Source organism: Kingella denitrificans ATCC 33394, from assembly GCF_000190695.1.
Lineage (GTDB): Bacteria > Pseudomonadota > Gammaproteobacteria > Burkholderiales > Neisseriaceae > Kingella_A > Kingella_A denitrificans.
This window is the reverse complement of sequence record NZ_GL870929.1, coordinates 1,857,091-1,879,219: the sequence shown is the minus strand read 5'-3', so window position 1 is coordinate 1,879,219 and position 22,129 is coordinate 1,857,091. Positions and strand designations below refer to the sequence as shown.

Annotated in this window: 27 protein-coding genes; 16 read left to right on the top strand and 11 right to left on the bottom strand. The window is 53.0% G+C overall.

Annotated features, from left to right (window positions below; genetic code table 11):
- Positions 1 to 140: 140 nt before the first annotated feature.
- The gene (locus HMPREF9098_RS09350) at positions 141 to 1,157 is read right to left on the bottom strand and encodes a zinc-binding alcohol dehydrogenase family protein (protein WP_003784233.1); all 1,017 of its coding nucleotides are present in this window, start codon (positions 1,155 to 1,157) and stop codon (positions 141 to 143) included.
- A gap of 104 nt (positions 1,158 to 1,261) precedes the next feature.
- Here HMPREF9098_RS09350 and HMPREF9098_RS09345 point away from each other — a divergent pair, with 104 nt between their 5' ends.
- The 3 genes from HMPREF9098_RS09345 to HMPREF9098_RS09335 all read left to right on the top strand — a co-directional run bounded on the left by HMPREF9098_RS09345 (position 1,262) and on the right by HMPREF9098_RS09335 (position 3,040).
- Entirely contained in the window at positions 1,262 to 1,618 is a 357-nt protein-coding gene (locus HMPREF9098_RS09345; RefSeq protein WP_003784232.1) for a winged helix-turn-helix transcriptional regulator, read from the top strand.
- A gap of 414 nt (positions 1,619 to 2,032) precedes the next feature.
- A complete protein-coding gene (gene ygiD / locus HMPREF9098_RS09340) occupies positions 2,033 to 2,818 on the top strand; it encodes a 4,5-DOPA-extradiol-dioxygenase (RefSeq protein ID WP_003784230.1) in 786 nt (261 codons plus the stop codon).
- 69 nt (positions 2,819 to 2,887) lie between these two features.
- Positions 2,888 to 3,040: a hypothetical protein gene (locus HMPREF9098_RS09335; RefSeq protein ID WP_003784229.1), complete on the top strand. Its 153-nt coding sequence runs from the start codon at positions 2,888 to 2,890 to the stop codon at positions 3,038 to 3,040.
- 122 nt (positions 3,041 to 3,162) lie between these two features.
- On the opposite strand, the gene HMPREF9098_RS09330 is transcribed toward HMPREF9098_RS09335, so the two are convergent.
- Entirely contained in the window at positions 3,163 to 4,029 is an 867-nt protein-coding gene (locus tag HMPREF9098_RS09330) for a LysR family transcriptional regulator (protein WP_003784228.1), read from the bottom strand.
- A 107-nt stretch (positions 4,030 to 4,136) separates the two neighbouring features.
- On the opposite strand from HMPREF9098_RS09330, the gene HMPREF9098_RS09325 reads away from it, so the two are divergent.
- Together HMPREF9098_RS09325 and HMPREF9098_RS09320 are read left to right on the top strand one after the other, a co-directional pair.
- Complete coding sequence (locus HMPREF9098_RS09325) at positions 4,137 to 4,367, top strand: DUF2798 domain-containing protein (RefSeq protein WP_003784226.1); 231 nt, start codon at positions 4,137 to 4,139, stop codon at positions 4,365 to 4,367.
- A 192-nt stretch (positions 4,368 to 4,559) separates the two neighbouring features.
- Positions 4,560 to 5,240: a type 1 glutamine amidotransferase domain-containing protein gene (locus HMPREF9098_RS09320; RefSeq protein ID WP_003778834.1), complete on the top strand. Its 681-nt coding sequence runs from the start codon at positions 4,560 to 4,562 to the stop codon at positions 5,238 to 5,240.
- A 184-nt stretch (positions 5,241 to 5,424) separates the two neighbouring features.
- Here HMPREF9098_RS09320 and HMPREF9098_RS09315 read toward each other — a convergent pair whose 3' ends face one another.
- From HMPREF9098_RS09315 to HMPREF9098_RS09300, 4 genes are all read right to left on the bottom strand, one after another.
- Positions 5,425 to 6,051 carry an alpha-ketoglutarate-dependent dioxygenase AlkB family protein gene (locus tag HMPREF9098_RS09315; protein WP_003784220.1) on the bottom strand — a complete coding sequence of 209 codons (627 nt, stop codon included), beginning with the start codon at positions 6,049 to 6,051 and terminating at the stop codon, positions 5,425 to 5,427.
- On the bottom strand, positions 6,041 to 6,874 hold the full coding sequence (locus HMPREF9098_RS09310) for a bifunctional transcriptional activator/DNA repair enzyme AdaA (RefSeq protein ID WP_040564421.1): 834 nt from the start codon (positions 6,872 to 6,874) through the stop codon (positions 6,041 to 6,043). Before HMPREF9098_RS09310 ends, HMPREF9098_RS09315 begins: the two co-directional genes overlap by 11 nt.
- 159 nt (positions 6,875 to 7,033) lie before the next feature.
- Entirely contained in the window at positions 7,034 to 7,795 is a 762-nt protein-coding gene (locus HMPREF9098_RS09305; protein WP_003784216.1) for an SDR family oxidoreductase, read from the bottom strand.
- Positions 7,796 to 7,968: 173 nt separating this feature from the next.
- A complete protein-coding gene (locus HMPREF9098_RS09300) occupies positions 7,969 to 8,466 on the bottom strand; it encodes a MarR family winged helix-turn-helix transcriptional regulator (RefSeq protein WP_003784215.1) in 498 nt (165 codons plus the stop codon).
- A 103-nt stretch (positions 8,467 to 8,569) separates the two neighbouring features.
- On the opposite strand from HMPREF9098_RS09300, the gene HMPREF9098_RS09295 reads away from it, so the two are divergent.
- On the top strand, positions 8,570 to 9,235 hold the full coding sequence (locus tag HMPREF9098_RS09295; RefSeq protein ID WP_003784213.1) for an NAD(P)H-dependent oxidoreductase: 666 nt from the start codon (positions 8,570 to 8,572) through the stop codon (positions 9,233 to 9,235).
- A 296-nt stretch (positions 9,236 to 9,531) separates the two neighbouring features.
- Positions 9,532 to 9,942, top strand: coding sequence for a carboxymuconolactone decarboxylase family protein (locus HMPREF9098_RS09290; protein WP_232618009.1), 411 nt, complete (start codon positions 9,532 to 9,534; stop codon positions 9,940 to 9,942).
- Positions 9,943 to 10,030: 88 nt separating this feature from the next.
- On the opposite strand, the gene HMPREF9098_RS09285 is transcribed toward HMPREF9098_RS09290, so the two are convergent.
- The 4 genes from HMPREF9098_RS09285 to HMPREF9098_RS09275 form a co-directional block, all read right to left on the bottom strand.
- The gene (locus HMPREF9098_RS09285) at positions 10,031 to 10,393 is read right to left on the bottom strand and encodes a nuclear transport factor 2 family protein (protein ID WP_003778828.1); all 363 of its coding nucleotides are present in this window, start codon (positions 10,391 to 10,393) and stop codon (positions 10,031 to 10,033) included.
- A 458-nt stretch (positions 10,394 to 10,851) separates the two neighbouring features.
- A complete protein-coding gene (locus HMPREF9098_RS12135; RefSeq protein ID WP_232618041.1) occupies positions 10,852 to 11,460 on the bottom strand; it encodes an ATP-binding protein in 609 nt (202 codons plus the stop codon).
- A 351-nt stretch (positions 11,461 to 11,811) separates the two neighbouring features.
- Positions 11,812 to 12,576, bottom strand: coding sequence for a helicase HerA domain-containing protein (locus tag HMPREF9098_RS12130; RefSeq protein ID WP_003784206.1), 765 nt, complete (start codon positions 12,574 to 12,576; stop codon positions 11,812 to 11,814).
- Complete coding sequence (locus HMPREF9098_RS09275; RefSeq protein WP_003784205.1) at positions 12,569 to 13,822, bottom strand: SIR2 family protein; 1,254 nt, start codon at positions 13,820 to 13,822, stop codon at positions 12,569 to 12,571. Before HMPREF9098_RS09275 ends, HMPREF9098_RS12130 begins: the two co-directional genes overlap by 8 nt.
- Before the next feature lie 255 nt (positions 13,823 to 14,077).
- On the opposite strand from HMPREF9098_RS09275, the gene HMPREF9098_RS09270 reads away from it, so the two are divergent.
- From HMPREF9098_RS09270 to HMPREF9098_RS09250, 5 genes are all read left to right on the top strand, one after another.
- Positions 14,078 to 14,932 (top strand): EamA family transporter, encoded by an 855-nt coding sequence (locus HMPREF9098_RS09270; protein ID WP_003784204.1) that lies wholly within the window; start codon positions 14,078 to 14,080, stop codon positions 14,930 to 14,932.
- A gap of 233 nt (positions 14,933 to 15,165) precedes the next feature.
- Positions 15,166 to 15,630, top strand: a complete 465-nt coding sequence (locus HMPREF9098_RS09265; RefSeq protein ID WP_003784203.1) for an Imm63 family immunity protein — start codon at positions 15,166 to 15,168, stop codon at positions 15,628 to 15,630.
- Positions 15,631 to 15,672: 42 nt separating this feature from the next.
- Positions 15,673 to 16,038 (top strand): hypothetical protein, encoded by a 366-nt coding sequence (locus HMPREF9098_RS09260; protein WP_003784202.1) that lies wholly within the window; start codon positions 15,673 to 15,675, stop codon positions 16,036 to 16,038.
- An 85-nt stretch (positions 16,039 to 16,123) separates the two neighbouring features.
- Positions 16,124 to 16,780 (top strand): DNA alkylation repair protein, encoded by a 657-nt coding sequence (locus HMPREF9098_RS09255; protein ID WP_003784201.1) that lies wholly within the window; start codon positions 16,124 to 16,126, stop codon positions 16,778 to 16,780.
- A gap of 45 nt (positions 16,781 to 16,825) precedes the next feature.
- On the top strand, positions 16,826 to 17,230 hold the full coding sequence (locus HMPREF9098_RS09250; protein WP_003784200.1) for an SRPBCC family protein: 405 nt from the start codon (positions 16,826 to 16,828) through the stop codon (positions 17,228 to 17,230).
- Between the two features lie 90 nt (positions 17,231 to 17,320).
- Here the strand turns inward: HMPREF9098_RS09250 and HMPREF9098_RS09245 are convergent, their stop codons facing one another.
- A complete protein-coding gene (locus tag HMPREF9098_RS09245) occupies positions 17,321 to 17,728 on the bottom strand; it encodes a hypothetical protein (RefSeq protein WP_232618006.1) in 408 nt (135 codons plus the stop codon).
- 213 nt (positions 17,729 to 17,941) lie between these two features.
- Here HMPREF9098_RS09245 and HMPREF9098_RS09240 point away from each other — a divergent pair, with 213 nt between their 5' ends.
- The 4 genes from HMPREF9098_RS09240 (at position 17,942) to dusA (ending at position 22,080) form a co-directional block, all read left to right on the top strand.
- Positions 17,942 to 18,415, top strand: coding sequence for an OsmC family protein (locus tag HMPREF9098_RS09240; protein ID WP_003784197.1), 474 nt, complete (start codon positions 17,942 to 17,944; stop codon positions 18,413 to 18,415).
- Positions 18,416 to 18,609: 194 nt separating this feature from the next.
- Positions 18,610 to 19,971, top strand: a complete 1,362-nt coding sequence (locus tag HMPREF9098_RS09235; RefSeq protein ID WP_003784191.1) for a CitMHS family transporter — start codon at positions 18,610 to 18,612, stop codon at positions 19,969 to 19,971.
- Positions 19,972 to 20,153: 182 nt separating this feature from the next.
- Positions 20,154 to 20,744 (top strand): hypothetical protein, encoded by a 591-nt coding sequence (locus HMPREF9098_RS09230; protein ID WP_003784188.1) that lies wholly within the window; start codon positions 20,154 to 20,156, stop codon positions 20,742 to 20,744.
- 331 nt (positions 20,745 to 21,075) lie between these two features.
- Complete coding sequence (gene dusA, locus HMPREF9098_RS09225; RefSeq protein ID WP_040564420.1) at positions 21,076 to 22,080, top strand: tRNA dihydrouridine(20/20a) synthase DusA; 1,005 nt, start codon at positions 21,076 to 21,078, stop codon at positions 22,078 to 22,080.
- The last annotated feature ends 49 nt before the right edge of the window (positions 22,081 to 22,129 follow it).

Sequence of the window (22,129 nt, the reverse complement as noted above, 5' to 3'; positions counted from 1 at the left end):
CAGCCTGCACTTTTAAAATTGAAGTGCAGGCTGCTTTCAGGTAGCCCCAAACTATGCCATCAAAGACTCTCTAAAAACGAAGCCTTTTCAAGCAAGCCCGGTTTCTGCAAAGCTGAACATACGGGCTTCCGCCTGCAAACCTATTCCCAGCCTGCCACCACCAGCTTGCCGACCATATCCCCGCGTTCCACCCGCTCATGCGCGCGGCGCAGGTTGGCGGCATTGATGCCGTTCAGGATTTGGGTGGCGGTCGGGCGGATGATGCCTTCGTCCACCAGCCGCGCAGTTTCTGCCAGGATTTCGCCCTGCCGTTCGATGTCTGCCGTTTCGCGCAGCGGGCGGGTAAACATAAATTCCCAATGCAGCGACAGGCTTTTGCCTTTGAGCGGGTTCACGTCCAACGTTTCGGGGTCGTCAATCAGTGCGATTCTGCCTTGCGGGGCGATGAGTTCCACGATTTGCGGCAGATGGCGGTCGGTATGGTTGGTGGAAAAAACAAACGACGGCGCGCCGATATGTAACGCGGCAACCTGTTCCGCCATGTTTTCATGATGGTTGATGACGAAATCCGCCCCCAATTCCTTCACCCACGCGCGGCTTTCGGGGCGGGAAGCGGTGGCGATGACTTGGATGTCGGTCAGCTTTTTCAGCAACTGGATGGCAAGCGAGCCGACCCCGCCTGCGCCGCCGATTAAGAGCAGCGCATTGGCGCCGCCTGCCACGGGTTTGTTCACATCCAAGCGGTCGAACAGCGTTTCCCATGCGGTAATCGCCGTCAGCGGCAGCGCGGCGGCTTGGGCAAAATCCAGCGAACGCGGCTTTTTGGCGGCAATGCGCGCGTCCACCGCCTGTAATTGTGCGTTCGAACCTTGGCGGTTGATGGCGCCCGCGTAATACACTTCGTCGCCGACTTTGAAATGCCGCACTTCGCTGCCGACCGCCTGAACGATGCCTGCCGCGTCGTAACCCAATACGCGGTACTGCCCTGCCGCAGGCGTATGCGCCGCCCGAACTTTCACATCGGCAGGATTCACCGAAACCGCCTGCACGGCAACCAAAATATCGTGCGGCCGCAGTTCGGGTTCGGGCAGTTCGATGTCGAGCAGGGCTTCAGGGTTGGAAACGGGCAAAGGGCGGTTGAAACCGATGGCTTTCATGATGTTCTCCTGTTAGGTCGTCTGAAAGCGTGTATCATGCGCCTAAAGCACACCATTAACAAGAACGCACTTGTTTTTCATATAGTTACATAAAGGATACTGCCATGCCCCGCACACCGCATCCAAGCTACGACTGCGCCGAAGGCTGCTCGGTGGAAGCTGCGCTTTCCGTTATCGGCGGCAAATGGAAAGGCACGATACTCTATCGCCTGCACACGGACGGCATGCTGCGCTTCAACCAAATCCGCCGCATCCTGCCCGATGTGTCGCAGCGCACGCTGACCGCCCAACTGCGCGCATTGGAAGCCGACGGCATCATTTCGCGCACCGTGTATCCCGAAGTCCCGCCGCGCGTGGAATACCGGCTAACGGATTACGGCAAAACGCTTGCCCCCGTGCTGCTGGCATTGAAGGCATGGGGCGACGGCTTAAAAGGAAAACGCGCGGCAGGCAAGGTGTAGAACGACAACACCGAAAGGCTTCCGAAATTTTCAAAGACAACGAAAAAGCAGCCTGCACGCGCGGAAGAAATTGAAACGTTGCTGCTGGAGAAATTGGCGCGGTGGGAGATGCTGGAAGGGAAGCAGAACGGGGGGTGATTTGGGTTTCAGGCAGCCTGAAAGGGCGTTTGGAAGGCTACCTGAAAAATAAAAAGCAGCCTGCACTCATACAAACAGGGGTGCAGGCTGCTTTTCATACGCCAACCACACCATCACCCATACTTTCAGGTAGCCTTTAAACAACAATAATAAAACACAAAAGCCAAAAACCGCCCGATGATTTCCCATTAAGAAAATATATTCTTCTCCAAACGGGATTGTTCGCGCAAAAGTTTCCCGTAAAATCATCCGCTTCAAAACGAATTGGGAAACACCATGAACAAAATGCCCGTATTGTTTGTCGGACACGGCAGCCCGATGAACGCGCTGGACGCGGAAAACCCGTTCAACCAAGGCTTCCGCCGCATTGCGCAGAAATTTGCCAAGCCCAAAGCCATTCTGATGATTTCGGCGCACTGGTACGGCAACCGTTTGCAGGTAACGTCCGGCGAACGCCCTGAAATGATTTACGATTTTTACGGCTTCCCCGCAGCACTCAGCCAAGTGCAATATCCCGCGCCCGGCTCGCCCGAACTGGCGGGGCAGGTGCGCTCGCTGTTGCAGCCTGAAAATGTGGCAATGAACCCGGAACGCGGCTTCGACCACGGCGCGTGGGCGGTGCTGAAACACCTGTATCCTGAAGCCGACATTCCCGTAGTGCAGCTCAGCTTGAACCTGATGCAGCCTGCACAATGGCATTTCGATTTGGCGAAAAAACTCGCCCCGCTGCGCGAACAAGGCGTGCTGGTGGTCGGCAGCGGCAACATCGTGCACAATCTGCGCGCCATGCGCCGCGAACCCGCCGACCAAGCCGATGCGGGCTACGACTGGGCAATAGACTTCCGCGATGCCATCAACCGCGCCCTTGCCGCGCGGGACAACGACACGCTGGTGCATTACGAACGGCTGGGGGACGCCGCCGAGCTCTCCGTGCCGTCGCCCGAACACTACCTGCCGCTGCTCTACACCGCCGCGCTGCGCGAACCGCAGGACGATATGGAAATATTCAATGACGAACTCGCCTTTGGCTCAATCAGCATGACTTCCGTTTTGATAGGGTAAGAGAACATGACAAAATAACGCGGGTCGGAACCCCTGCGCGCCTGCCCAAAAGCCCGCTACGAAGACGGCTTGGACACGGCAAAATTGGACGTGTTGGCCGACGTATTGCGACAAATCGGCTGCACGCAGGCAGCAGAAATTCTGACCGAACCCGCCGCCGAAGCGCAAGCCAAGCAGCGCATTGCCGAAGGCGCAGATTGCTTCGGACAGTTTGGGCACTAACCGCCATTGTGCTGATGGTTTCCGGCAACCGATCCGCCGAAGGAAAAGGACTAGGGCGAAAGCAGTATCGCCCAAACGCAAAAGCAGCCTGCACTTTGAATTTTCAAGTGCAGGCTGCTTTTTTATCTTGCCGACATGTGTTCCAATGCCTCCGCGAAATAATCCGCCACTGCTCTTACGCTGGGGCTGCGGCGTACGTCTTCGTGCATCACCAGAAAGAGTTCCGCTGCGAATTCAGGTAGCGGGGCATCTGGATTGAGTGAGACGGGATGCAGCCTGTCGGCGGGGAACACGGCGAAATCAGGCAGGATACCGATGCCGATTTGTTCGCACACGGCTTGTTTGACAGCGGCGAAGTCGTTGCTGGCGAAGGAAATGTCAGCATCTTCGCCGATTTGTTCGGCAAACCAGCGGGAAAAACGGGTGTTTACGGCAATTTGTACAAAACGCCAGTTTTCGCGGCGGATGGTTTTCAGGTAGCCTTCATGGCCGTAGATGCGGTAGGAGTAATGGGTGATGCGGCGCACGGCAAGGTCGTTTTGGGTGGGGCGGACGAGGCGCAGGGCGATGTCGGCTTGGCGGCCGTGCAGGTCGGCGAGTGCGGCATCACTTTGAATGATAAGACGTATATCGTTGTGTTTGCGGTAGAAATCGGCAATGTGGGGCATCAGCAGGAGTCGGGCGACGAATGGTGGTGCGGAAATGACGACGCTGTGCCGCAGCTCGGCCTGTTCGCGCGCGGTACGCTGCAACATGCTCATATCTTTGCAGATTTCGCAGGCATGGCGGTAAAGCCGTTCACCTTCGGGGGTGAGCAGGTAGCGTTTGCCGATGCGGTCAAACAGGCGCAGGCCGAGTGCGTTTTCCAGCTGGGCGATTTGCCGCGAAACGGTGCTGTGCTGCACGCCCAGGTGTTCGGCAGCGGCGGTAAGGGTTTGTTTTTCCACGAGGGTGGTGAAGTGGCGGATGCCGTTCCAGTCCCAATCCATTATTGCTTCCTTTGTGCATTTTTTAGCTGTGTTTGCCAATTTATCTTATTTTCGTGTTTTTATAAACGGTTTAAACTGCACGATATGGATTTTTTGAGGGGAACGAGATGAAAAAATTGCCGAAAAAATACGCGGGCGTACTGTTTTCTTTTTACGCTTCGGCGGTGATGGTGCTGATTGTGAGCGCGGTGCTGGTGGCGCTGAATACCGGTATCGACGCGGGCTACCTGCAGCGCTTGTTGAAATCGTATCTGATTACTTGGCCGGTGGCATTCGCCAGCCTGCTCGGCGTGCGGCCGTTGGTGGTGAAATGGGTGGCGGCTTCGGTGGCGGATTGAGGCTACCTGAAAACATGAATAAAGCAGTGACAACCCTAATTGCATCAAAGTGCAGGCTGCTTTCAGTTTCACAAAAGCTCCGCTTTTCATAGACAAACTAATATTGTTTTTAAATTTCAGACGGCTGAATACAGCCAAAAGCTCCTCTGAAAACCAGCCTTTATTTACCAACCTTGCAGACAGGAGACACACATGTCCGACAAACCCATTCTCTACGTTGTAACCAGCAATGCCGTTAAAGGTGCAAGCGGCCAGCCCACCGGCTTTTGGTTGTCCGAACTCACGCACCCCATGCACGAAACCGAAGCCGCCGGGCACCGAAGCGAAATCGCCGCCATCCGAGCCGGAGTCGCCCCCGTTGATGCCGACAGCCTGAATATGGATGACCCCGTGAACGCCCATTACTGGCAGCAAACTGACCTGCAACAACGTTTGCAAGCTGCGCCCGGGCTGGGCGGTCTGAACGGCGCGGACTATTCCGCCATTCTGTTTACCGGCGGCTACGGTACGATGTGGGATTTCCGCGAAAGCCTTGACGCGCAACGCCTTATCCGCGAAGTGTACGAAAACGGCGGTATCGTTGCCGCCGTCTGCCACGGCCCTGCCGCACTGGTGGACGCAAAACTTTCTAATGGCGAATATCTGGTCAGCGGCAAAAACGTTGCCGCTTTCACCAACGCCGAAGAAGAAGCAACGGGCGGAGCTAAAATCGTCCCCTTCCTGCTGGAAACCGCGCTCGTTGAACACGGCGCAAAACACCATGCCGCACCGAACTGGGCGGAAAACGTGGTGGTGGATGGCCGTCTGATTACCGGTCAAAATCCGGCATCCGCCAAAGGCGTAGGGGTGGCGTTGGCAAAGGCATTGGGTTGATGAAGTATAGTGGATTAAAATAAAAATGAGACAAGGCAGCGAGCCGCAAGGCGTACGAATAGTACGTCAAGGCGAGCCAACGCCGTATCATTACAATTTTAATCCACTATATTGAAAAAAGTAGCCTGCACTTTGAAATTTGAAGTGCAGGCTGCTTTTCAGTTTTCAGACGGCTTCTTCCCCTTCATCCCGCCATCACCCGAAACGTCAGATTAATCCGCGGCTCTTGGATGCGGGTGCTTTTCAGGATGGTGTGCAGCCAGTGTTTCTGCGTTTCGCCATGCATGACGATAAGCTGGCCGTGTTCCAGCCACATTTCGCGTTTTTCCTTGCTTTCTTTGTGTTTGAAGGCGAATTTGCGCGTTGCGCCGAGGCTGAGGGAGGCGATGGCGCTGTCTTTGGCTAGACCTTGTCCTTCATCGCTGTGCCACGCCATGCCTTCGTTGCCGTTGTTGTAGCGGTTGAGCAGGCAGGAGTTGAAGCGGGTGGGGCAGATGTCGGCGATGGCGGCTTCCACGCGGTTTTTGAGTTCGGGCAAGATGCCGCCCCACGGCAGGGCGATGCGGTTTGTGCCGGAATAACCGTAGTTGTAGGACGTGTCGCCGTACCACGCGACTTCGCGGGCAGTGATGATGTGCTTGCCGGATATCACGGCTTCGTCGTGCCGCCAGGGAATATCACGCTGCAAAATTTCAAAATAACGGTCAGCTTCGGCGATGGTGAAAATCCGTCCGAAATCGCTGACGATGCCGTCGTAGGGCAGAAGGTTGGCGTGCGGGTTGGCGGTTTCGGGGAAGAGGTCAAGCGTCATCAGTGTCTCCCAATTCGTGCGCCAATATCGCCATTTTGCGCCCGCGTTGCCAGCGGTAGCCGCCGATGATGCCGCTTTCGCGGATAACGCGGTGGCAGGGGATGAGTAATGCAACGGGATTCTGCCCGATGGCTGTCCCTACGGCACGCGCGGCGGTGGGCGAACCCATGCGCTGCGCCACCGTGCCGTAGCTTTGCAGGCTGCCTGCGGGAATATCGAGCAAGGCCTGCCACACTTTGAGCTGGAAGGGTGTACCTTTGATGTGCAGGGTAACGCAGCCGCGCTGTGTGCGGAAGATATCGGCGGCTTGTCGGTGGAATGCGGTTTCCCGTTCGGTTAGGCGAGCGTTCGGATATTCGGCGCGCAATTCGTCCAGTGCGGCGGAGGGGTCGTCTGAAAAACGCATGAAGCAGATGCCTTTGTCTGTTGCCGCTGCCAACAGGTCGCCGAAGGGGCCGGGAATCAGGCTGTAATGGATTTGCAGGCCTGCTCCGCCGTTTTTGTATTCACCCGGAGTCATTTTTTCGATGCCGACAAATAAGTCGTGCAGCCGCCCCGTGCCGCTCAGTCCGCCGCTGTGCGCCGCTTCCGCCACGCTTTCGCTGTTTTTCAGGGCGGCTTTGGCGCGGCTGATGCTGATGTGTTGCAGCATTTTTTTCGGGCTGATGCCCGCCCATGCGGAAAATTCGCGCTGCAAGTGCTCGGGACTGACGTGCACTGCCGCCGCCACTTGCGCCAAATCGGGCTGCTCGGCGGCATGGTCGTAAAGGTATTCGATGGCGCGGGCAATGCGGAGGAATTGGCGGGTTTGATTCGGGGACATGGAGTTGTTTTGAAGTTTCATAGCGTTAGGATACGCACAAAGCAGCCGGGTGGCGACCCGATTGTTGATGGGGTTGCGGTTCGGGCATAAAAAAGCAGCCTGCACATTCACAACACAAAGTGCAGGCTGCTTTTTTACGCTTTCAGACCGTCTGAAAACCTATTTTACCGCCGAATTTCCCCCATCCGCAGATATTGCCGCACCCGTGATAAAACTGCTCATCGGGCTGACCAAAAATAAAATCGCGGCAGCGATTTCTTCCGGGCGGGCAATGCGTTTGACCGCGTGCAGCCCTTCTGCCCACGCGCGCTGTTGAGGGTCGGCAGACATCATTTCCGTGTCCGAGCCGCCGGGCAGCAGGGCGTTGGCGCGGATGCCTTGGGCGGCGTAATCGGCGGTAATGCTTTTGGCCAATGCGGAAAGTGCGGCTTTGGCACAGCCGTATGCACCCATGTTCGGCAGGGCGCAACTGGTGCCGACAAAGCTGGACGTGAATACCATCGCACCGCCGCCGCGTGCCAGCATGGCGGGGATTTGGCTGCGTGCGCCGAGGAAGGCGGCAGTCAGATTGCCGTCCAGCGTAGCCCGCCATTCTTCGGGAGAAAGCTCCGCCAGAGGCTTGTACGCACCAAGCATGCCTGCATTGTTGATTGCGATGTCCAAGCCGCCGAACTCGCGCTGCGCCGTGCGGACAACCGTTTCGTGCGTTTCAGGCAACACCGCATCGCCTGCCACGGTAACCGCCCGTCCGCCTTGTGCACGAATCAGGGCGGCGGTTTCTTCCAGTTTGTCGGTACGGCGGGCACACAAAACAACATTGGCACCGTGTTCCGCCAACAGTAGCGAAACTGCGCGCCCGATGCCTGACGACGCACCTATGACGGCGGCTGTTTTATCTTTTAAATCCAATAGGTTTGACATAGTCTTTTCCCAGTATTGCTGTTGAAAACGGCTCAAGTTTAGGGAAAGACCTAGGTGAAAGCGACCCGATTATTGATGGGATTGCAGTTCGGGCAGAAAAAGCAGCCTGCACATTTGGCAAACAAAGTGCAGGCTGCTTTTTATTGTGCCGACTTTATGTTTTCAGACGGCCTTCACGTCTCCAAAGCCCTCAGCCATGCCGCCAATCCTTGTTCGAGTTGCGTGCGGGTGTCCGCATCCAGCTTTTCCAGCAGCCGCTTTTCGTTTTCCACATGCGGGAACACGGCTTTTTCAATCAATTCTTTGCCTTTATCCGTCAGGCGGACCAGCAGGCTGCGGGCATCGTCTGGATTGGGCAGGCGGTCAATTAAGCCTTGGTTTTCCAGATTTTTCAGGCGCGTGGTCATGGTGCCGGACGTTACCATCAGCGATGAGAACAGCTCGGTCGGGGTCAGCGTATAAGGCGCGCCACTGCGGCGCAAAGTGGCCAGCACATCGAACGAGCCTTCGGTTAAACCGTATTCTCCGTAAATTTTTTCCAATTCGCGCGCGATGACGGCAGCGGCGCGTTTCAGACGGCCGATTAACAGCATATTTTCGGCGGCCAATTCAGGCAGTTCCTGCTTCCATTGGGCAATGGCGCGGGCGGCTGCATCAAGGTGTTCGGTCATAGAATGCTCCGTTCGGTTTTCAATGGCGATTATTTTATCTTGACTTCAAGTTAATCTCCATTTATATTTAACTTGAAGTCAAGATAAATTTACAGAAAAAACCATGTTTGCCAATAAACAAGCCGTTTTAAACGCCTTCCGTTTCCGCCACGCCTGCAAAAGTTATGATGCGGCGAAGAAAATCCCTGCCGATGATTTTGCTTATATTCTGGAAACCGCACGCCTGTCGCCCAGTTCGTTCGGGCTGGAACCTTGGCGGTTTTTGGTGGTGCAAAACCCTGCGCTGCGCGAAGAGTTGCGCGGCATCGCATGGGGCGCGGCGGAAAAAATCATGGATTGCAGCCATTTTGTGATTTTGTTGGCGCGCACGCAGGCTGCCATGCAGGCGGATTATGAAGAAAAAATCTGGGGCAGCGTGCATGGAATGCCGTCTGAAACCGTTGGAATGATACAAAAATTTTTCAAACAGTTTGCCGAAACCGATTTTGCCATTGCCGATAATCCGCGCGCATTTAACGACTGGGCAGCCAAGCAAACCTATATCGCGTTGGCGAATATGATGACCGCTGCCGCGTTGATTGGTGTGGATTCCACGCCGATGGAAGGCTTTCAAAAAGAAAATGTGGAAAAACTGCTGTTGGAAAAAGGTTTAATCAATCTTGACGAATACCGCGTCAGCGTCATGGCGGCGTTTGGCTATCGCGCAGGCGAACCCAAGCGCGCCAAAACGCGGCAGGCAGTAGACGATGTGGTTGATTGGATTGAATAAACGCCTGAAAATCAGCAACACAGACATTCCCCGGTTGGTATAGTGGATTAAAATTGCAATGATACGGCGTTGCCAACGCCCTTATGTACTACCCGTACACGGCGGGCGTTGCCGCCTTGTCTCATTTTTATTTTAATCCACTATAAAATCAAGAGTTTTGACTGATGGCAGCCTGCACTTGAAAAAGAAGGCTTCCGATAGGCCAAATTTCCCACCCGCTCATTCATTTATTTGGAGGACTTATGCGCTTGCACTATTCCCAATATGCTCTTAATACCTATAAGGCACTGCTGGCCTTGGAAGCAAGCCTCACGCTGGATAGTACCCTGAAAGATTTGGTGAAACTGCGTGTTTCACAAATCAACGGCTGCGTTTTTTGTGTTGATATGCACGTCAAAGAAGCCAAGCTGTACGGCGAGCGAGAACTGCGCCTGCACCATTTGGCCGTTTGGCACGAATCAACCCTGTTTACCGAAAAAGAACGGGCCGCGCTGCAATGGGCGGAAAATTTGATCCGCATCTCCGAACAAGGTGTCCGCGATGCGGACTACGCAGCGGTACGCGCCCATTTTGATGAAGAAGAACTGGTGGCGTTGACCCACGTCATCAACACCATCAACGTCTGGAACCGCCTGAACGTGGCTTTTGCCACCCCGGCAGGCAGCATGGACGGTCTGATGGGATTGGAGAAGGCAGGGCTGATTTAGCCTGGCCTACAAGCCGAACGTGCAAAAAAAGCAGCCTGCACTTTGCAAAATCCAAGTGCAGGCTGCTTGAAACCCATCGGGCTTCGCTTTATGCGGCGTTGTTGTTCATCGTCCAGCAGTCGGTGATTTTACCGTCTTTGACTTTCAGGAAATCCGTGCCGACTTTGACGGCGGTTTTGTCGCCGAGCGTGGCGGTAACGCGCCAATAGGCGGAAATCATGTCGCCGTCGCAAAACGGGCCGAGCACGAGTTCGTAATGCAAATCGGCTTTGGCGCGGATGGTGGCAATCCAGGCCTTCGCGCTGGCAATGTCGGTAACGGGTGCGGGCGGCGGGGTGGAGTCGGCGGTCAGGTGCGCTTTGAAATGGGGCGACAACAATTCGTCGGCAATATCAAGATGGCCGTTCCACATCTGCGTCCATGCGGTGTAGATTTTGTGTGCGTCGGTCATGTTTTATCTCCTAATGTATTGGATTACAAGGAATATCATTGCCTTTCGGCTGTGCCATAATGCAGCGAAACGAAGCTGCCGTCAAGGCGGGGCGGCGAAACAATAAGGCTTTCAGACGGCCTTCGGACAGATATTCAGGCCGTCTGAAAGGCTACCTGAAAATTTAAAAGCAGCCTGCACCCGAACCCCCTTATCCTGAGAGAGAGCAAACCCCTTCAAGTTTCCAGTATTAAAGATTTGCATGGCGTATCGCCGCCATACCCACTCTAAAAAAGCAGCCTGCACATGGTGTTAAACGTGCAGGCTGTTTTTTTGCTTCGTAGAAGATAATGTTTTCAGGTAGTCTTTAAAGGTCGTCTGTAAGCAATATCTGTTGGCTTTTGCCTGACATTGCTTTAACACAACAATATAGAATGTGCAAAGCATACACATGCACAGACTTTTCTTATTTAAATTATTTAGCTACTCACTTTCCATACTGTAGAGAAGGATGCACTCCGAGAGCTTGGTTTGGTATCAGGTGTCTTCATTTTGACTTTCATAGGGAAAGGAAAATCAATGCCTAGTAATAATGCTTCTCCTTGCCCTAAGACAGGTAGAAATGCGGCAGACCTGTTATCAATTGAGCCAACGGCTTTTTTCACAATATCCTGATCTTTTTCATTAGTCAGGCGATGAACAATAAGCGTACCGATTTGGCTTAGCACATCTTCAGGAATATCTCTTGGTCTTTGGGTTGCAATAACAACATTTAATCCATATTTCCTACCTTCTTTGGCAATATCGCCAAAAGCAGTCAGATTCATTTTACTGATTTCATCACCAATAGATTTATTTAAAAATTGATGTGATTCATCAATAAATACGAGCAATGGATTTTCATGACTGATTTGATTGTCTCTCGCACAAGCAAGCAATTTTCTGCCAATTGCATTAACCAGTAATTCTCTGGCATTTGCTTCAAAGGGAACGGCAGATAAATCTAATCGTACGATTTTATTTGAAGGTTGGCATAAGTTATCAATAATACTTGGAATGGTTTTTAGACTAGAATCACAGTCCAACATCCATTTCAAGTGAATGTTATTTTGCATTGCTTTTATACGAGAAATTAGACTTAAACAATAGCCTACATCGTTATCTGCTCGTTTTCCCCAAATTGATGGGTTAGGTGTTTGATATGTCCCGCCTGTTGGGAAAACACACTCTGCAATAATTTGTTCTGCTAGCGCATAAAATTTCCAAGGGATAATTGAGAAATTTTGTTGGATATTTCTAACAGCTGTTTCAAAAGGCTGTTTGGCTTTTTCTGCCTTTTCTAAATTATATGTTTGGGTTATTGATAATTCATGGTTTTGCTGATTATGATATTGCGTAACAACTTTTAGACTGCGAATTGCTTCTTCAAGCTTCGGAGCCTAGCTTTGAGCTGACGGTCTAAGTAAAGCTCTTATATCGGAATCGGTAAACATCCAATGTGGATAAGTTACTTTATTTTGCAGTGTTGCATAAGGATGTTCTCCGACATAATAACTTTCACAAAGAAGATTTTCGTATTCTCCGGTTGCACCTATCAGTAATACCTTACCGCCATGTTGGTGCACATTGCTGATAAGATTTGCTATTGTGTAACTTTTTCCGCCGCCTGTTGAGCCCAATACGGCGCAATGACGGGAAAATAGCTTTTCCGGCGTTAAATGTATTGTAACCGATGAATCACCTGATATTTCGGCAACGGGTAATTGAATATCATCATTTTGGTTATTGATTTTTCCTTCAGCGAGTAAAGACACTAATTGTGGATGTGCCGCATAAATTTGTGCCCCCAATTTAGGGTATTGTTTAATCCCTCTGTGATTAAAACCTGTCTCAACATCAATGCTGACCAATAATTGAACCAGACCTATCGGGTTATTATTGGCATAAGAATCATCTAAGCTATCAACACTCAGTCTTTCACCGTTTTCAAGCCAGACCTTGATAACACGACCTAAAATAGCAGTCTGCCCACAGTCAATGAAGATAAATTCATTAACTTCACCAATCGGAATTTTGTTGCCAAGTAGCCAAACTTGCTCACCTGTTCCAGCTTTAGTTAAATTGATCTTAGCTTCCGTAGCGGAAATTTCTATTAGGCTGCCAACTCTTCGTTGCGCATCATACGGTGAAAACCAATCAATCATGGGAGCCTCCCATTGCCATTTGTTGGAATACTTTGAATATATTTTCTTCAGGTGTTTCCTTGTTTCTTTTCGGCAATAGATTAACAAAATCAGCAAAACTACTATCTATAAGAGAAATTCTTGAATCTCCTACTTTTACGGCATCCATAAATAACTTTCTTATTTCTTTATTGAAAGAACCATTTTCATCAAATAAAGAACGTGTTCCAACCATTAGCAATAATTCAGGATTTGTTCTTAATGCCATAGTAATTGCATTGTTTATATGTTTATCGTTAAAACCAAAACCCAAGCATATAATAGCTGTTTTAGGCTGTTGAATTGAGTTTAACAGGCTAGACATCATATCCAAATATGGTGATTCATAAGAAGTTTGGTATTTATTGCTACTTGGATAGATAATAACTGGCTCACCTTCTTGTTTATTGGTTCTTCTTTTTTGAATACCCTGTTCGGTTCTAATCCAATCAACAGAACCATGAATTTTATAAAGATGAAATACATTTGGCAGATAACTACTCGATTTATCGGTAGTTTGGGATCTGTGAACAATATCGTAATGAAACCAAGATGGATTGAAGCGATATGGTCTGGAATATTCAAAACCATCTATAACAGTCATGCCAATATTTGAGGCGGAAGTTTCAAATGCCAAATCGTAATTGGTCGTAAATATTTTTAAACGTTTTTGTTTGGTTTGTCTTTTCCCAAAAACGCGCAGAAGTTTATCATGGTGTTGCCAACTTGATGGGTATTTAATATCCTCGGTAAAATCCGTTTTCTCTAATATTTTATTTTTAGCATCGGCAACGAATTTCTCTAATCGCTTTAATTTTCGTTCAGATAGTTGACTTTTTAGAGATAAGAAAGTGTCGCAAAGGGATAAAAGTAATTCGATATTGCAATCAATTTGTGTGTTGTCGTTTTCATCTTTCCACTTGCTGGCAAATTTATCGTATTTTGTATAATTTCTAATATCGTCAAAAATTGTTTCATTCATTTCACGACAAGCATTCCAAAGATCTGACATGCTAGGAGCTACATGCCCTTCTTCGTCTGTATTAAACGTTAACGATGTTCCAGAACCAGCAAGAATAAGGATATTTTCTGCATCCAAAATCTGATTGAATGATTTTTGTAATAGTGCTTGATATTTCTGTTGTTGCTCATTATCTGTTGTACTATCAATAGTTATCTCAACAGGCTCTTTTGTTAAAATATCAGACGATAGAAATTTAATAGTCATATCGCTTCCTTAGATGAAATATTCTAATTTAGACAAGTTGTTAGAGTACCCTTATTATAAACCTTCTAAGTAACCAAAAGAAGGTGATGATGACTGTGTTAAATGACCATTACTAAATTATTATTAAAAGAAAAACGTCGTCTGAAAACGCGTTTCCCAAACCTGCGGCTTAAATTATCTTGATTTCAAGCTAATTATGTTTTATTATTTATCTCGATTTCAAGTTAAATACCCCAAACCTTCAGGAACAACGTCATGACAAGCCGCGTTGCCATTTTCACCACCGCACTCGCCCCGCTGATTTGGGGCAGCACTTATCTCGTGACCACCGAATTCCTGCCGCCGAACCGCCCGTTCACCGCCGCGCTTATCCGTGTTTTACCCGCCGGGCTGTTGCTGTTGGCGTGGACGCGCAGGCTGCCTCGGCGCGGCGAATGGGGCTTTGTCGCCCTGCTCGGGTTTCTGAACATCGGCTTTTTCCAGGCCATGCTGTTTGTGGCGGCGTACCGTTTGCCGGGCGGATTGGCGGCGGTGCTGAGTTCCACGCAGACACTGATGGTGCTGGTGTTCACTTGGTTAATCGGCAAAACCATGCCGCCGAAAGCGGCTTGGGGCTGGGCGGCGGCGGGCGTGGCGGGGATTGCGCTGTTGGTGCTGTCGCCGCAGGCGCGCTATGACACGCTGGGCATTTTGGCGGCACTGGCGGGCGCGGCGGCGATGGCCTTGGGCGTGTATTTGTCGAAACACCGCCGCACTTCGCTGCCCGTGTTGGCGTTCACCGGCTGGCAGCTGTTTATCGGCGGACTGTGCCTGCTGCCCGTCGCCCTGCTGGCCGAACCGCCGCTGGAAACGTTAAGCGCGGCCAACATCGACGGCTACCTGTATCTGTGCTTGTTCGGCGCGGTGCTGGCTTATGTGCTGTGGTTCGACGGCATCGCTAAACTGCCGCCCGCCGCCGTGTCGTCGCTGGGATTGCTCAGCCCAGTCTGCGCCTTCGTGCTGGGCTGGCTGTTCCTCGGCCAGGACATGGACGCGAAATCGCTGGCGGGCTTCGCGCTGGTGCTGGCTTCGATTTTCGGGGTGCAACGGGCAGTGGGGAAGGCTGGCTGAAAGTGCAGGCTGCTTTTTGGCTTCGCAGGAACTCCATTTTCAGGTAGCCTGAAGCCGTCTGCAACTTTAAAAGCAGCCTGCACTTCACCAATCAAGCACAGCCTGTCCCAATCCCGTCAAGGAATCCCCCATGCAGAAAACCACCGCCAAACTCTATTTCAACGAAACGGCCATTTTGAACCGACGGGGAAGAACCTGAAGCCTGCACCCTGTAAACCCGCAAGGAGAATATTATGCCAGCCAACTCCCTCGTCATCCTGCGCCAAAAAATCCGCCAAGTTCGCGATGCACTCCTCGCCGCCGTGCGCCGTGCGGGGCTGCCCGACGACTGCCTGAACTGGCTCTATTTCGCCGACAGCACCACCGAAGCCTTTTCAGACGGCACCACCATCACCTACCGCGATGACAACCCGCACGCCCCATACCGCTACATCATCGCCGAACGCGGCACAATTTACTGCGACGAAGGCGCCGCCGACCTGCACCGTTTCCTGTATTATCCGCTGCAAGACATCACCCACTATATCGCCGGACAATACGAACTGGACCACCGCCTGCCCGACCAAGACTTCCGCCGCATCCTGTTTGCCAAACAGCTCGAACTTTTGGCCGCCATCCACCCCGATTACGCCGCATGGCGCAAAGCGGAAATAGACACCATCTTGCAACAACACCCCTATCTCGACAACGCAGCCTAAAAAGCAGCCTGCACCCAATGTTCCCCACGAAAGGCCCGAACCATGTGCGATTACTGCGCCGACCTGCGCCCCACCGTCCGCATCCAAACCCCGCAAAAACTGTCGAAAATACTGCTGCGCGCCGCCGACCGCCTGGCAGACGGCACGCTGGCCGACATCACGCTCTCCTATTCCCAAGCGGAACACATCAACACCGATTATGTCGAAACCTTCGCCCGCAGCGGTTACATCATCGACACCGACCCGCAGGGCAACCGCCGCCTGCACGGCTGGTACGATTGCCTGACCCACTATTTCCAATGCACGCACTGCAACGCCGTGTTCGAGATTGATGCCGAAACCTACCACGGCAGCGGTGGCGAATGGAAAATGCTGGAAGTAGCGGCCAAGCGTTTCCCGGCTACCTGAAAACAAAAAAGAGCAGCCTGCATCCCAATTCAAAACCCTTTCAGACGACCCGAACCCCGCCCGTTCCCAAGATAAGGAAAACCCTATGGACTACCCAGCCCTGCTCGCCGTCCTGCAACAACACGCCAACCCAGAACGCGCCGTGCCAATGCAGGCATACATGAAACACCGTTTTGCCTATTTCGGTATCGGCAAACCCCAGCTCGCCCGCCTGTGCCGCCCGTTTCTCAAAGACGCCGCCAAACAGCCGGTCGATTGGGATTTTGTGCGCCGCTGCTGGGATGACCCGCACCGCGAATTGCAATACGCCGCGCTCGAATATCTGAAAAAAATGCAGCAGCACCTGACCCCGCAGGACATCCCGCGTTTGCAGACGCTGATTACCGAAAAATCATGGTGGGACAGCTCCGACGTACTCGACCGCATTGTCGGCGGCATTGCCCTGCGCCACCCCGAAGTCAACACCATCCTATTGGCATGGAGTACCGACGACAACATCTGGCTGCGCCGCGTCTCCATCGATCACCAACTGCTCCGCAAACAGCACACTGACACCGCGCTGCTGGAAAAAATCATCTGCAACAATCTGGGGCAAAAAGAATTTTTCATCAACAAAGCCATCGGCTGGGCATTGCGCGATTACAGCAAAAACAACCCCGCATGGGTACAAGACTTTATCGACCGCCACCGGCACAAAATGGCCAAACTGAGCCTGCGCGAAGCGGGTAAATATTTGCTGTGAAAGGCTGCCTGAAATCCCGTTTAACCCGAACGCAGAGGAATCCCCATGACCGTCCAATCCCGCATCCGCTACACCGTCCCCGCCAACATCCAAACCGTGTGGCGCACCGTTACTTCACTGACCGACTACGCATGGCGCAGCGATTTGGCCAAAATCGAACGGCTGGACGACACACAGTTTGTCGAGCACACCCAATCCGGTGCTGCCACACTGTTTCGCGTTACCCAAATGCAGCCGCCGCATTTATGGGCGTTTGACATGGAAAACGACTATTTTTCCGGACATTGGACGGGGCGTTTTACCGCATTGGACGACAACTGCACCGAGTTGGATTTTGCCGAAGACATTACGCTGAAAAAATGGCTGCCGCGCTGGCTGGTCAAATTTTATCTGCGCCGGCAGCAGCAGAAATACCGCCGCGATTTATGCCGCAAATTGCAAAACATTTAAGCATGCAAAAAGCAGCCTGCACTTTGTTTTATAAATGTGCAGGCTGCTTTTGTGTTCCAACACCGTGGAAGCTCGCGTTTTCAGGCGGCCTTATCGTGGCGGCCGTCCCAAAACATGATTGTTACAATTCACGCGCCATGAATTGCTGAGCGCCCAATGGTAATCGATGATGATGCCTTCCGAATCGGTGAAAAAGGTGCGGTCGCTGTGCTGGCCGTAGCAGACGTTGCTGTAATAATTGGTGATGACGGGACCGTTTTGGCTGCTGCCTTGGTATTCGCGGCCGCCGGGGTAGTAGTAGGTGAATCGCCAGAAATAGGAATATCGGTTTTCGCCCACTCTTTTGCGGGCGACGTCGGGTTCGCGGCCGTAGCGTTCGTAAACAATATCGATGGGTTTGCCGACATAGCGTTTCATGCTGGAATCGAGGCTGGAGCAGGCGGCGGACAGGCAAACGAGGCCGGCCAGAAGCGCGGTGCGGACAAAGGAGACAGACATGGCGTTCTTTCTTCGGGTAAAACAAAGTGCGGGATAATAAAGAAAGAAAATAAATCGGGCAAGGCGGCCACCTGAAAAAGCAGCCTGCACATTCAATCAACCCACGGCAAATCCGGATATTCGGCTGCGCCGCCCGTTCGGTATAATCCGTGCAGGCTGCCTGCAAAGCGCAGTTTCAACGCAGCAAAACCACCAAGCCACAAGGAGACACCCATGAGCAAACAACACACCTACCTCGCCACCGTCGAATGGACGGGCAACTTGGGCAGCGGCACATCGTCCTACACCGCCTATTCGCGTGATTACACCGTCCGAATCGCCGGCAAACCCGATCTATTTGGCTCGTCCGACCCCGCCTTTCGCGGCGACGAACACCGCCACAACCCCGAAGACATGCTGCTGGCCGCCGTTTCCGCCTGCCACAAACTTTGGTACCTGCACCTGTGCAGCGCCGCAGGCATTACCGTTACCGCCTACACCGACCACGCCGAAGCCGTGATGGACGAAGGCAGCCGCACGCAGCCGGGCAGATTCGTCAAAGCCACACTGCGCCCGCAGGTTACCATCACCCAAGCGCAGCACATCGAACAAGCCAAAGCCCTGCACCACGAAGCGCACCGTTTGTGCTTTATCGCCAATTCGTTGAATTTCGAAGTGGAATGTGAGTGTGAGATTACGGTGGAATGAGGGGCTGAAAAGCAGCCTGCACTTCGTTTTGTGAATGTGCAGGCTGCTTTTTTATGTCCGAAAAAGCAGCCTGCACCGCGCCAATCAAAAAAACAAATTCCCATCATCACAACATTGGATTTTACAAATCCCAACGTGAAATTTAAATTGCTTAACGTATTTGCAACCACTCAAGAATAAGAAACGGAGATTTTATGTTGGCACTATTCGGTGTTTTGATTGTGGCAGGCTTCATGCTGCTGATTATGACGCGCAAAGCCCCACCGTTCACCGCGCTCGTGCTCGTGCCTTTGGCAGTAGGGCTGGGCACGGGCTGGTTCGGCGAATTCGGTTACACGGCATCGGACATCCCCAAATTCGCCATTGCCGGCATGATTGGCAATGCAAAACTGGACATTAACGGCGTGGCGGGCACGGCGCTGATGCTGCTGTTCGCCATCCTGTATTTCGGCATGATGCTCACGGCGGGTTTGTTCAATCCGGCGGTCAATTTCATCGTGAAAGTGATTAAAGGCGACCCGCTGAAAGTACTGGTGGGCACGGCCTTGCTGGCTTTGACAGTTTCCGTGGACGGCGACGGCTCCACCACCACGCTGGTCGTCTGTTCTGCGCTAATCCCCGTGTATAAAAAATTAAACATGAAAATGATGGATTTGGCAGTGATTGTGATTTTGTCCAATTCCATCATGAATTTGCTGCCTTGGGGCGGCCCCACCGCGCGCATCATCACCGCGCTGAACGTGGACGAAGGCGAATTGATGCGCCTGCTGATTCCGGGCATGGTCATGGCTTCGGTTTGGGTCATCGCCGTGGCAGTCATCCGCGGCATGCAGGAGCGCAAACGCTTGGGCATCCGCGAGTTCACCCACAAAGAACTGGCGGCGATTATGGCGGAACAATACCGTGAAGACGCAGATTTGGCGCGCCCCAAAATGGTGTGGTTCAACTTTATCTTAACCGCCATTCTGATGATTCAGCTGATTTTCGGCGGCATGTTCGGTTTGCCTAAAATCCACGCCGCATTGATTTTCGCCACCGGATTGGCGATTGCCCTGACCGTGAACTATCCGCGCCCCGTGAACCAGCGGCGCATTGTGGAAAAATATGGCGCCGCCGCCGTTCCGGTCATTTTCATGGTACTGGCGGCAGGCGTGTTCATGGGCGTGTTGTCCGGCACCGGCATGAACCAGGCAATGGGGCATTCGCTTGCCACGCTGATTCCAGAACGGTTCGGCAGCCATTGGGCATTGATTGTAGCGCTGCTCTCCGTGCCCGGCACTTTTTTCTTAAGCAACGATGCTTTTTATTTGGGCGTGCTGCCCGTGTTGAACGAAGTGGGGCTGCGCAACGGTTTCAGCGCGCTGGACATTGCCCTTGCCTCCACCGCTGGGCAGGCATTCCACCTGCTCAGCCCATTGGTCGGCTTTATTTATCTGCTCTTGCAGCAAACGGGGGTGGACATGGGTAAATGGCAGCTTGAATCGGCAAAATGGGCCATTGGGATTTTCGTGCTGTTTGCATTGAGCATGTTTTTATTTGCCGGCGTGGCCTTATAAACAGTTTGCCTTATGCAAAAAGCAGCCTGCACGTTCAATTCTGATGTGCAGGCTGCTTTTTTATGGCCGATTCAAATACCCTGCACGGTATCATTCCGTTTAAATCGGCAGTACAATCCCCGTTTCCACACGGCAAAGCAAAAGCAGCCTGCACCCAACCGCCTAACCCAAAACCGAATCCCATGAACACCCAAATCATCGAAACCCTGCCCTATCCGCCCGTGCTGCCGCCGCACGCCACCGTGATGCTGATGGGCACGTTCCCGCCGCCGCCCGACAAACGCGCCATGGCGTTTCACTACCCCAATTTCCAAAACGACATGTGGCGCGTGTACGGCATCGTCTTTTTCAACGACCCCGCGCATTTCATCGCCGCATCGGGCAAAGCGTTCGATGCCGAAAAAATCAAAGCTTTCCTGTGGGAACGCGGCATCGCCTCCTGCCCCACCGTGTTCAAAGCCGTCCGCATGCACGGCAATGCTTCGGACGAATTCCTGCACGTTGTCGAAAGCGTGGATTTACCCGCCGTGCTGGCGCAAATGCCGCAAGTGTCGCGCATCGGCACCACCGGCGGCAAAGCCACGGAAATCCTTATCGGCAAGCTGCCGCAAAAAACCAAGCTGCCCAAAACGGGCGAAACCGTGCCCTACCCCTGCGGCGAACGCAGCCTGCAACTAACGCGGCTGCCGTCCACATCGCGCGCCTATCCGTTGGCGCTGGCCAAAAAAGCCGAAGCCTACCGCGCATTCTTTCACGCCGCCGGATTGGTGTAGCCGCCATGCCAAAAACCAAAAAGCAGCCTGCACCTTGAATTTGAGGAGTGCAGGCTGCTTTTGAATCCGCCTGAAACATCAAAAGCAGCCTGCACCCCACCTCCCCGCAGGCAGCGGCAAATGCAACGGCAGGACATGGCGTATCGCCGCCATACCCACTCTAAAAAGCAGCCTGCACCCAAGTTTGCAGCAAGACCCCAAAGCCCTCTCCTCTTCCCACAGAAAAGGAGCAGCCTGCAAAATCCCGATGCCCCGCCCAAGTGCAGGCTGCTTTGCACAAAGCGCGCAACTCCTTTATCATGCCCACCCGTTTCCACCACCGCACAGCCTTATGAACACCCTCCCCAAACACACGCTTTCGGTCGCCCCCATGCTGGATTGGACCGACCGCCACTACCGCTACATGGCACGGCAAATCACCCGCCACACCTGGCTTTATACCGAAATGGTGAACGCAGGCGCGATTGTGTTCGGCGACCCGGACCGCTTTTTGGCGCGCAACGAATGCGAAAACCCCGTCGCCCTGCAACTGGGCGGCAGCGAACCGAACCTTTTGGCGCAGGCTGCCCGCAAAGCCGCCGAATACGGCTATGACGAAATCAACCTGAACTGTGGCTGCCCCAGCCCCCGCGTGCAAAAAGGCGCATTCGGCGCATGCCTGATGCTGGACGCGCCGCTGGTGGCCGACTGCCTAAACGCCATGCAGGATGCCGCGCCCGACACCGCCGTAACCGTCAAACACCGCATCGGCATCGACCGCCAAACCGAATACGCGCCGCTGGCAGACTTTGTCGGCCATTTGGTGCGCCACACGCCCTGCCGCACGTTTGTCGTCCACGCGCGCAATGCCTGGCTGGACGGCCTGTCGCCCAAAGAAAACCGCGAAGTGCCGCCGCTGCGCTACGAACTGGTGTACCGCCTGAAACAAGAATTTCCCGACTTGGAAATCATCATCAACGGCGGCATCCGCACCAATGAAGACATCGCCCTGCATTTGCAGCATGTCGATGGCGTGATGGTGGGGCGCGAAGCCTATCACAACCCGTTTGTCATGCACGATTGGGACCGCCTGTTCTACCGCGAAAAGCAGCCTGCACCCGAACGCGACGAAATCGTGCAGCGTTTATACGAATACGCGCAACAGCAATTATCCAAAAACCAAGGCACCATCCTGCGGCACATGGCGCGGCACTATCTGGGGCTACTGCACGGCCTGCCCAAAGCCCGCGTGTGGCGGCGGATGCTCTCCGATGCCGACCTGCTGCGCCCGAACCGCCCCGAACTGATTTTGCAGGCCTGGCAGGCATGCGGCGGCAACGGCACGGCACAACCATAGTCTGCGCAAAAAAGCAGCCTGCACCTTCAAAATCAAAGTGCAGGCTGCT

Excerpts from the sequence above, each read along its gene's own strand:
- HMPREF9098_RS09350 (WP_003784233.1), bottom strand. The coding sequence starts at position 1,157 with ATGAAAGCCATCGGTTTCAACCGCCCTTTGCCCGTTTCCAACCCTGAA.
- HMPREF9098_RS09345 (WP_003784232.1), top strand. The coding sequence starts at position 1,262 with ATGCCCCGCACACCGCATCCAAGCTACGACTGCGCCGAAGGCTGCTCG.
- ygiD (WP_003784230.1), top strand. The coding sequence starts at position 2,033 with ATGAACAAAATGCCCGTATTGTTTGTCGGACACGGCAGCCCGATGAAC.
- HMPREF9098_RS09330 (WP_003784228.1), bottom strand. The coding sequence starts at position 4,029 with ATGGATTGGGACTGGAACGGCATCCGCCACTTCACCACCCTCGTGGAA.
- HMPREF9098_RS09325 (WP_003784226.1), top strand. The coding sequence starts at position 4,137 with ATGAAAAAATTGCCGAAAAAATACGCGGGCGTACTGTTTTCTTTTTAC.
- HMPREF9098_RS09320 (WP_003778834.1), top strand. The coding sequence starts at position 4,560 with ATGTCCGACAAACCCATTCTCTACGTTGTAACCAGCAATGCCGTTAAA.
- HMPREF9098_RS09315 (WP_003784220.1), bottom strand. The coding sequence starts at position 6,051 with ATGACGCTTGACCTCTTCCCCGAAACCGCCAACCCGCACGCCAACCTT.
- HMPREF9098_RS09310 (WP_040564421.1), bottom strand. The coding sequence starts at position 6,874 with ATGTCCCCGAATCAAACCCGCCAATTCCTCCGCATTGCCCGCGCCATC.
- HMPREF9098_RS09305 (WP_003784216.1), bottom strand. The coding sequence starts at position 7,795 with ATGTCAAACCTATTGGATTTAAAAGATAAAACAGCCGCCGTCATAGGT.
- HMPREF9098_RS09300 (WP_003784215.1), bottom strand. The coding sequence starts at position 8,466 with ATGACCGAACACCTTGATGCAGCCGCCCGCGCCATTGCCCAATGGAAG.
- HMPREF9098_RS09295 (WP_003784213.1), top strand. The coding sequence starts at position 8,570 with ATGTTTGCCAATAAACAAGCCGTTTTAAACGCCTTCCGTTTCCGCCAC.
- HMPREF9098_RS09285 (WP_003778828.1), bottom strand. The coding sequence starts at position 10,393 with ATGACCGACGCACACAAAATCTACACCGCATGGACGCAGATGTGGAAC.
- HMPREF9098_RS12135 (WP_232618041.1), bottom strand. The coding sequence starts at position 11,460 with ATGTTGGACTGTGATTCTAGTCTAAAAACCATTCCAAGTATTATTGAT.
- HMPREF9098_RS12130 (WP_003784206.1), bottom strand. The coding sequence starts at position 12,576 with ATGATTGATTGGTTTTCACCGTATGATGCGCAACGAAGAGTTGGCAGC.
- HMPREF9098_RS09275 (WP_003784205.1), bottom strand. The coding sequence starts at position 13,822 with ATGACTATTAAATTTCTATCGTCTGATATTTTAACAAAAGAGCCTGTT.
- HMPREF9098_RS09270 (WP_003784204.1), top strand. The coding sequence starts at position 14,078 with ATGACAAGCCGCGTTGCCATTTTCACCACCGCACTCGCCCCGCTGATT.
- HMPREF9098_RS09265 (WP_003784203.1), top strand. The coding sequence starts at position 15,166 with ATGCCAGCCAACTCCCTCGTCATCCTGCGCCAAAAAATCCGCCAAGTT.
- HMPREF9098_RS09260 (WP_003784202.1), top strand. The coding sequence starts at position 15,673 with ATGTGCGATTACTGCGCCGACCTGCGCCCCACCGTCCGCATCCAAACC.
- HMPREF9098_RS09255 (WP_003784201.1), top strand. The coding sequence starts at position 16,124 with ATGGACTACCCAGCCCTGCTCGCCGTCCTGCAACAACACGCCAACCCA.
- HMPREF9098_RS09250 (WP_003784200.1), top strand. The coding sequence starts at position 16,826 with ATGACCGTCCAATCCCGCATCCGCTACACCGTCCCCGCCAACATCCAA.
- HMPREF9098_RS09245 (WP_232618006.1), bottom strand. The coding sequence starts at position 17,728 with ATGTCTGTCTCCTTTGTCCGCACCGCGCTTCTGGCCGGCCTCGTTTGC.
- HMPREF9098_RS09240 (WP_003784197.1), top strand. The coding sequence starts at position 17,942 with ATGAGCAAACAACACACCTACCTCGCCACCGTCGAATGGACGGGCAAC.
- HMPREF9098_RS09235 (WP_003784191.1), top strand. The coding sequence starts at position 18,610 with ATGTTGGCACTATTCGGTGTTTTGATTGTGGCAGGCTTCATGCTGCTG.
- HMPREF9098_RS09230 (WP_003784188.1), top strand. The coding sequence starts at position 20,154 with ATGAACACCCAAATCATCGAAACCCTGCCCTATCCGCCCGTGCTGCCG.
- dusA (WP_040564420.1), top strand. The coding sequence starts at position 21,076 with ATGAACACCCTCCCCAAACACACGCTTTCGGTCGCCCCCATGCTGGAT.